Here is a 361-nt window from a genome sequence, read left to right on the forward strand (position 1 = left end):
GCCGTGAGAGTGAGTTCAGTGGCCATCGATGGCCTCCTTGAGCGCGGTGGCGAGCTGTTCCGCCTTGAACGGCATGCCGTTGACCTGGGTGTAGGAGTAGGTGTCGATGAGGTACTTGGCGCGGATGAGGGTGGCGAGCTGGCCGAGGTTCATCTCCGGGACGACCACGCGCTCGTACCGGGTGAGTACCTCGCCGAGGTTGGGCGGGAAGGGGTTGAGGTGGCGCAGGTGCGCCTGGGCGATGTGACCGCCCTCGGCTCGGATGCGGCGCACGGCCGCGGTGATCGGGCCGTACGTGGAGCCCCAGCCCAGCACCAGGGTGCGGGCCCCGTCGGGGTCGTCGACCTGGAGGTCGGGGACA

General features: G+C 69.0%; 1 pseudogene. It reads right to left on the minus strand.

Going from position 1 to position 361, the window contains the following annotated elements:
- Positions 1-15: 15 nt before the first annotated feature.
- Positions 16-361 (minus strand): annotated as a pseudogene (locus ACFIF2_RS35975) (2-oxoglutarate ferredoxin oxidoreductase subunit alpha); the annotation flags it as partial.

Origin of the sequence: Streptomyces sp. BK79 (genome assembly GCF_044142145.1) — a bacterium.
Classification (GTDB): Bacteria; Actinomycetota; Actinomycetes; order Streptomycetales; family Streptomycetaceae; genus Streptomyces.